Genomic DNA, 7718 nt, shown 5'->3' on the forward strand with positions numbered 1-7718 from the left:
GCCCAGGGCGGTGCCGACCGCGGCCACCAGGACGGCGGCGCGGCGGCGGACGCTCCGGGCCGCGGCGTGCCCGCCCTCGTGCACCGGCGCGGCGTGCCGCCGGGCCCGGCGGCGGGCCCGGCAGCCCCCGCATATGCAGTCCTCGTCCGGTTCGACCTCGTCGAATTCCAGCAACGGGGTCGATTGCTCGGTGGGGGTCATTCTCCGCCTCTTTCCCGGTCAGTCCTGATGGCACGACAGGAGGGACGTGCCCAGGCCGGTATCGCGTGCTGTCCGACCAAACTCCCAAACCGGACGGGTGCTCGGCGCGGCAGGGTGCGCCGCCCGGGTGACGGAGGGTCGGCGCTCCGGGCGTGGCGCGGTGGGACGGCGGGCGGTGGGACGGCGGCCGCTCCGACGGACGGTCAGCTCCCGGCGGTGGCGGCCGGACGGGTGCGGGCCGCCCGGCGGCGGTCAGGCGGCGGCGGGCGGGTTGGCCGGGGAGTACTCGGGGCCGGTCCAGGTCAGCGGGGTGGCGTCGGCCAGCTCGACGACGCCGGTGACGGTGAGGTCGACCACCCGCTCGGCCCCCGGCAGGCCGGCCGCCGCCGCGTCGGACCAGTCGGTCCGGGCCTCGCCGGTGATCAGCAGCGCCCCGCCGGTCTCGAAGTCGGGCAGCAGCAGTCCGGCGCGCGGGTCGAGTTCCAGGTTGCCCAGCGTCATGAACATGCTGTTGCCGGCGTACTCGGGCCAGCGCAGCCGGTCCGGGCCGACGGCGCGCAGGAAGCCGGGGTTGCCGCCCCGGTGCGAGGCGTCCACCCGGCCGTCCGGACCGGCGGTGGCGATGAAGAAGGTGTCGGCGGTGGCCGCGGCCAGCCGCTGGGCGGTGGAGAGCACCGCGCCGGCGGCCACCACGTGCGGGACGCCGGCCGCCGGCTGCTCCAGCGGGCTGCGGCGCTGGATGTACTTGGGGCAGTTGGCGTAGACCTGGTCGGCGGTGATCACCAGGCCGCCGCGGCCGTCCGGCGCGGAGCGGCCGTTGAGCCGCATCCGCCGCCGGCCGGCCGGGTCCAGGGCGATGGTGCCGACCTCGGCGGGGTCGGCCAGGACGGCGGCCAGCGGGTCCTCGGCGGCGGGCCGGGCCGCCACCGTGAGGGTCCGCTCGTCGGGCGCGCGCAGGAAGCCGGGGCCGCCGGTGAGCTGGGTCGCCCAGAGCCGGCCGGCGGCGTCGGCGGCGCCGACCACGAGCACCCGCCGCTCCGCCAGGAAGCGGGCGGCCACGGCCGGGATGGTGCGGCCGATCGAGCGGCCCGAGTGGTCGGCCCGCTCGGTGCGGCCGGCCCGGGCCTGCACCGCGCGCTCGCCCGGGTGGTACGGCGTGCTGCTGCTGTCCGTCATGGCGGCTGCCTCCCGATCCGGTCGGGCGGGCCTAGAAGAACCCGCAGGTGGGGGCCGCGCCGGTGGGCGCGGTGGCGCCCGTCGCGTCCACGCCCTGCGGGGTGAAGATCTCCAGCCGGATGCCGTCCGGGTCGGTGAAGAAGATCCCGCCGGAGGCCGCGCCCTCGCTGTGCGGGACGACGCCGTCGTGGGCGAACCCGGCGCCCAGCTCGCGCAGCAGCCGCTCGGCCGCGCGGACCTCGTCGAGGCTGTCGACCTGGAAGGAGAGGTGGTGCAGGCCGGGCGCCGCGGTGGCGAAGGTGCCCGCGCTCTGCTGCCAGAGGGTGATCACCAGCCGGCCGTCGCGGCCGAGGAAGGCGAAGCGGCGCTCGGGGTCGGTGCCCTCCTTCACCAGCTCCAGGCCGAGGACGCTGCGGTAGAACGCGGTCGAGCGGTCGAGGTCGGTGACGTTCAGGCCGATGTGGCCGGTCTGCAGGGTGCTGGTGGCGGTGCTGGACATGGCTGATCACTCCCGTGGCCGGGGCGCCCGGAGGCGCCCGCTCCCTAACCTGTACAAGGGACGGTAGTGGTTATCCTGATGTCCCGTCAACCAGTACTAGCCTCGGTAGCGGTTAGGTAGGTCTCGGCGAGCCGGTCCTGGAAGGCCTCGGCGGTGAACAGGTAGTCCTGGCTGCCGGCCGACTCCAGCGCGTACGCCGCCAGCACGCAGCCGATCCGGGCCGAGGCGTCGTCCGGCAGGCCGTCGGCGCGGCCCGCCAGGAAGCCCGCCCGGAACGCGCCGCCCGCGCCGGCGCCGTCCGGCAGCCGGGAGATCGGGGCGGCCGGGACGGCCAGCGAGGGCTCGTCCGGGTAGTCGATCCAGACGCCCTCCGGGCCGAGGGTGGTGACCCAGCTGCCGACCCGCCGCAGCACCTCCTCGGCGGTCCAGCCGGTGTGCTCCAGCAGCAGGCCGCGCTCGCGCCGGTTGGTGACCAGGCAGTCCGCCCCGGTCAGCACGGCCTCGGCGCCGGCCGTGCCCAGTTCCTCCGTCCGGCCGGCCACGTCCACCAGGTACGGCAGGCCGAGGCGCCGGCACTCGGCGGCGCGGGCGGCCATCACCTCCGCCGCGGCGGGGCCGAGGAAGACCAGCCCGACGCCCTCCGTCCAGCCCGGCGGGCCCGGGCTGACGTCCTCGGCCAGCGCCCCGGGGTGGAAGGAGGTGATCCGGTTGCGGTCGGCGTCGGTGGTGCTGGTGTAGCGGGCGGTGGCCAGCTCGGTCGAGACCCGGACCAGGGAGGTGTCCACCCCGGCCTCGGTCAGCCGGTCCCGGTAGTCCCCGAAGTCCCGGCCGGCCGCGCCCAGCAGCAGCGGCCGGCGGCCGAGGCGGCCGAGCCCGTAGGCGACGTTGGCGGCCACGCCGCCGTAGCGCACCTCCAGGTCGTCGACCAGGAAGGAGAGCGACAGGTGCTTGAGCTGGGCGGGCAGCAACTGGTGGGTGAAACGGCCGGGGAAGGTCATCAGGTTGTCGATGACGATCGGACCGGTGACCGCGATTCTCATGGGGATACCTGCCTCACCGTGGAGGGTCCGGAGTGACGTGGCCGGAGCGGCCGGAGCGGAGCGGAGGGGGGTGGGCGACGGCGGCGGGACGGGCCGGTCCGGCGGCGCGTCGGGCAAGCCCTAGAGGGCCCAGAGGACCCAGCCGAGGAGCAGCAGGTTGGCGGTGCCCTGGGCGACGGCGCTGGCCAGCGCCGAGCCCGTCCAGGCGCGGCAGACGCCGAGTGCGAGGCCCATGGTGAAGACGGACGGCAGGACCCCGGTGATCACCCGGGTGTCGAACGGGTTGAGGCCGTAGTCGCCGAGGTGGACCAGCGCCCAGGCGGCCGAGGTGGCGGCGATCGCCGCCACCGGGCCCCGGCCGCGCTCCACCGCGTGGTACAGCACGCCCCGGTAGCAGACCTCCTCGACCAGCGGCACCAGGACGCCCATGCAGACCACCATGGCCAGGCCCGCGACCACGGGGGCGCCCGGTGCCAGCTGCCGGAACAGCTCCGGGATCAGCGACGTCCAGTTGCCCCCGCCCCGCCCGAAGGCGGCGCGGGTGGCGAAGACGGTGTCGGCGTAGGCGAGCACCACCAGGGCGGTGCCGGCCGCCGCGGGCCCGAACCGGAAGCGGCGCAGCCCGGCGGCGGCGCGGTCCGGCCGGTCCAGCACGGTCAGGACCAGCGCGCTCAGGCCCACCGACAGGACCATCAGCGGGATCGCGAACGCTCCGGCGATCCGGACCGAGGCCAGCACCGCGAACAGCAGCGCGGCCGAGGCGACGGGCGTGGCGCGGTGGCGGTCGCGCAGGCGGTGCAGGGTGCGAGCCCGTCCGGTGGCGGCGGGCTCGGGGGGCGCGGGCGCCGCCACCGGACGGTTCGCGGTCATCGCGGGCCCACCTCCGCCACCGCGGGGGCGCGGCGCAGCGAGGGGAGCCACCAGTTGTAGCGGCGGAACAGCAGCAGCGTGGCCGGGACGAAGAGCATCCGGATCAGGGTGGCGTCCAGCAGGACGGCCAGGCCGAGGCCGGCGCCGTACTCCTGGAGCATCACCGTGGAGGAGAGCACCATCGTGCCGAGGCTGCCGGCCATCACCAGGCCCGCCGCGTTGATCACCCGGCCGGTGTCGACCACCGCGCCGATGGTGGCGCTCTCCTGGTCGGCCCCGCCGCGCACCAGGTCGCGGACCCGGGTGACCAGGAAGATCTCGTAGTCCATGCCGAGCCCCATCATCAGGACGGTGAGGAAGATCGGCAGGTCGTCGATGATCGCCCGGTCGAGCCAGAAGTGGAAGATCAGCACGGTGATGCCGATCGCCCAGACGTTGCTCATCATGATCGTGAGGATCAGCCGGACCGGGATCAGCAGCGAGCGCAGGGCCACCACCAGCATCACGAACACGCCGACCGAGACCAGCCCGATCATCTGCCAGAAGCTGGAGTTGAGCGCGTTGCCGTACTGGCGGTCGACCTGGGTGGCGCCGCCGACCTGGAGCGCCCCGACGTCCTTCGCGCCCTCGGTGACGTCCTGGATCCGGTCCACGGTGGCGACCGCGGCCTCGGAGTAGGGCGGGTCGGCGAGCTCGACCACGATCCGCAGCGCGCCGTCGTCGGCCAGGTAGTCCCGCCGTACGTCCGCGGTCAGCGCGTCGACCTGGTCGGCCGGCAGCGGGCTGCCGAACGGCCTGGTCACGGCGGAGACCCGGGCGACGCCGGGGTCGGCGGCCAGCCGGTCGGTGAGCGCCGTCACCGAGCCGAGGCCGCTCGCGGTGAGCCGGTGGGTGGCCGGGTCGACCACGCCGGCGGCCGGCCGGGTGACCACCAGAGTGGGCAGCACGGCCGCGTCGCCCCACTTCTCGGCGACCAGCTCGAAGCCGGCCCTGGAGTCGGTGGCCGGGCTGAGCGCCACCGGGTCGGCGGTCGAGCGGTGCTGGGCGGTGATCACCGCGAACGGCACCGTGATCACGGCGAACACCAGCACGATCGCCACCTTGCGGCGACGCGCCAGGTCGGCGGCCCTGGCCAGGTGCCGGCCCAGGGCGCTCTCGTGCTCCAGATCGCTCAGCGGGCGCCAGCCGAGCGCGAAGAACCGGTCGCCGAGCAGCACCAGCAGGGCCGGCGTCAGGGTGAGCGCGGCGAGCAGCACGATCGGGATGCCGATCAGCCCGCCGTAGCCGAGCGGCGGGATCCAGTCCACCGGGGAGAGCAGGGTGGCCCCGAAGGCGAGGACCACGGCCACCGCCGCGAGCAGCATGGACTCGCCCGCGTGCGCGGTGGCGTGCACCGCCGCCTCCTTCGGCGGGCGGCCGGCCAGCCGTTCCTGCCGGTAGCGCGAGGAGAGCAGCATGCTGTAGTCGACGCCCGCGCCCAGCATCACGAAGTTCATGATCGTGATGGTGAACTGGGTGAGCGTCACGCCGTGGCCGAGCGCGAACAGCGCCGCCTGGCTGACCGTCATGGCCAGCCCGATCGCGGCCACGGTCAGCACGGCGGGCACCACGGCGCGGAAGAACAGCAGAAGCACCACGAAGATGATCGCGTAGGCGACCGTCTCCATCAGGGCGTTGTCGTCCTCGGCCTTCTTGTAGGTGTCCTTGATCAGGGCGAGCTCGCCGGTCACGTGGGCGTCGACGTCCGGGCCGGCGCCGACGGCGCGCAGCGAGCCGTCGATGGCCGAGCGCAGCCAGTCCACGTCCGGATCGTGCCCGGCCTGCTTGGCGAAGCTGACCGTCACCAGGGCGGCCCGGCCGTCCTCGGCGAGCAGGCGGTTCACGGCGTCGGCGGGCACCGGCACCGGGAAGGAGCGCCAGTCGGTGGCGGCCGCGAAGCCCGCGGCGAGACCGGGCAGCGCCGCGTCGTCGGCGGCCGCCCCCCGCTGCGCCAGGTCGGCGAGGCCGGCCGGGACCTGGCCGGCCGCCACCGCCGCGTCCACCGCCTGCCGGCGGGCCTCCGGGGAGGTGCCGGCCCCGGCGGCGGTGAGGTCGCGGTCCACCTGGGTGCGCAGTTGGCGCAGGTACTCGGTGGTGGAGTCCCGGTAGAGGGTGTACGCCGAGACGGACTGCCGGACCTCGCCGGTGCGCTCCTTCCCGGTGATCCGGCCGTCCAGCTCGGCCAGCAGCCTGCGCAGTTGCTCGCCCCGGACGTCCGGGGCGCCGATCGCGACGATCGACTCGCGCTGCGAGCGGTCGGGGAAGGACTGCTCGACGAGCTGGTCGGCCCGGGCACTGCTGGTGCCCGGGACGACCTTGGAGGCGCCCTGTTTGGTCAGGACGTCGTTCAGCTGCGAGGCGAACGGGAAGCAGACCGCGATGACCACGGCCCAGAGGGCGAGCACGGTCTTCGGGCGGGCGGTGAGCACCCCGGCGAGGCGCAGCAGGCGGCGTTGCACCGCGCCGTGGGTGGTCTCCGGTGGTGCGGGGGTGACGGTCGTGGTCATGCGGTGCCGACTCCCTCGCGGTGGCGCCCGCCCGGGCCGGTGCCGGCCGAGGGGGTGCTGGGGCTGGTGCCGGTGACCACCGCGAAGGTGTGCCGCAGCTCCAGCGTGCCGTTCCTGGCCACGTGTTCGGCCAGGCCGGCGCGGATCAGCTCCAGCGCGTGGTCCTCGCGGCGGTGGTCGACGGCGTCCTTGAAGCCGGCCGCCGCGCCGGAGCGCTGGACCCACTCCAGGGCCGCCTCCGGGGTGTCGGCGGGCAGCACCTGGTGGCCGTCGCGCTGGACGTCGACGGTCAGGCCGGCCTTGGTGAACCAGCGGGCCACCGTGGCGGCGTCCTTCGGCAGGTTCACCCGGACCAGACCGGTGAGCAGCGACGGGTCCGCGGCGAAGACCTTCTCCAGCTGGGTGATCAGGGTCTTGAGCGCGTCGCCGCGGGTCTCGATCACCACCACCCGGCCGCCGGGCCGCAGGACTCTCCTGATCTGCTCCAGCAGCTTGACCGGCTTGCTGTAGCAGATCGCCCAGCCGACCACGACGAGGTCCGCCGAGGCGGTCGGGCGGGGGCGCAGGAACTCCTCCATGTCGCCCTCCTGGAGGGAGACGTCGAGCTCCGGCGCGCGCAGGGTGTCGGGGAGGATCTTGGCCTGCGCCACGGCCAGCATGCCGGGGGACTTGTCCACCGCGTGCACCGAGCCGCGGCCCTCCAGCCGGCGGACGATCTCGTGGGTCAGGTGTCCGGTGCCACAGGCGAGTTCGAGGACGTCGTCGCCCGGGCGGATCTCCACCTCGTTCAGCGCGGCGAGCGAGTGCACCCCCATCACCGGGCTGAAGTAGCTGTCGTAGCTGGAACTCGCGGCGTCGTAGTCGGGCGTGGTGTCGGCGTGGGTGCGGCTCAGGGTGAGGCGCAGGGCACGCGCGGCGAGTCCGAGGCGACTCATGGCTGGCTCCTTCTGATGTGGTCGGATTCCGAGGGCTGCGAGGCCGGTGCCGCGCAGGCGAGGAGCAGGAGGCCGGCCAGGCCGGCCAGGGTGCCGAGGACGCCGGCGGACACCGAGGGGGCGGTGGCCCCAGCGGCGACGCCCGCGACCAGGGCGAACACCGCCGGGGCCACCACGGGCGCCCGGCCGGCGGCGGGGCGGTCCGGGCCGAGCGCCACCGCGGCGGTCAGTGCGGCGACGGCGGTGACCACGGCCGCGAGGACGGGGCTCGCGGTGGTGGCCGAGGCGGGCAGGGCGGCGCCGAGCAGCAGCAGCCCGGCCGCCGGGGCCCGGTGGGGCGGGCCCGGCAGCAGGGCGGCCGCGGTCCGGCGCCGCGGCAGGGCGGCCGTCAGGGTGAGCGCGGCGCCGATCGCGGCGGCGGCGCACCAGGGCCAGTCGGGCGCGCCGCCGC

The 7718-nt window shown here is 75.4% G+C and carries 6 protein-coding genes and 2 pseudogenes; all 8 read right to left on the reverse strand.

What is annotated here, in order from left to right; genetic code table 11:
• A pseudogene (locus ACFWA9_RS37005) lies at positions 1–201 on the reverse strand (hypothetical protein); the annotation flags it as partial.
• Between the two features lie 252 nt (positions 202–453).
• Positions 454–1377, reverse strand: a complete 924-nt coding sequence (locus ACFWA9_RS37010; RefSeq protein WP_380393588.1) for a pyridoxamine 5'-phosphate oxidase family protein — start codon at positions 1375–1377, stop codon at positions 454–456.
• A 31-nt stretch (positions 1378–1408) separates the two neighbouring features.
• Positions 1409–1876, reverse strand: coding sequence for a VOC family protein (locus tag ACFWA9_RS37015; protein WP_352298414.1), 468 nt, complete (start codon positions 1874–1876; stop codon positions 1409–1411).
• Positions 1877–1962: 86 nt separating this feature from the next.
• Positions 1963–2916: a PfkB family carbohydrate kinase gene (locus ACFWA9_RS37020; RefSeq protein WP_352298416.1), complete on the reverse strand. Its 954-nt coding sequence runs from the start codon at positions 2914–2916 to the stop codon at positions 1963–1965.
• A 120-nt stretch (positions 2917–3036) separates the two neighbouring features.
• A complete protein-coding gene (locus ACFWA9_RS37025; protein WP_352298419.1) occupies positions 3037–3786 on the reverse strand; it encodes a CPBP family intramembrane glutamic endopeptidase in 750 nt (249 codons plus the stop codon).
• A complete protein-coding gene (locus tag ACFWA9_RS37030) occupies positions 3783–6332 on the reverse strand; it encodes an MMPL family transporter (RefSeq protein WP_380393593.1) in 2550 nt (849 codons plus the stop codon). Before ACFWA9_RS37030 ends, ACFWA9_RS37025 begins: the two co-directional genes overlap by 4 nt.
• Positions 6329–7267, reverse strand: a complete 939-nt coding sequence (locus ACFWA9_RS37035; RefSeq protein WP_352298425.1) for a class I SAM-dependent methyltransferase — start codon at positions 7265–7267, stop codon at positions 6329–6331. The genes ACFWA9_RS37030 and ACFWA9_RS37035 overlap by 4 nt, the downstream gene beginning before the upstream one ends.
• A pseudogene (locus tag ACFWA9_RS37040) lies at positions 7264–7718 on the reverse strand (hypothetical protein); the annotation flags it as partial. The pseudogene ACFWA9_RS37040 and the gene ACFWA9_RS37035, both read right to left, overlap by 4 nt.

The organism is Kitasatospora sp. NPDC059973, from assembly GCF_042737525.1.
Taxonomy (GTDB): domain Bacteria; phylum Actinomycetota; class Actinomycetes; order Streptomycetales; family Streptomycetaceae; genus Kitasatospora.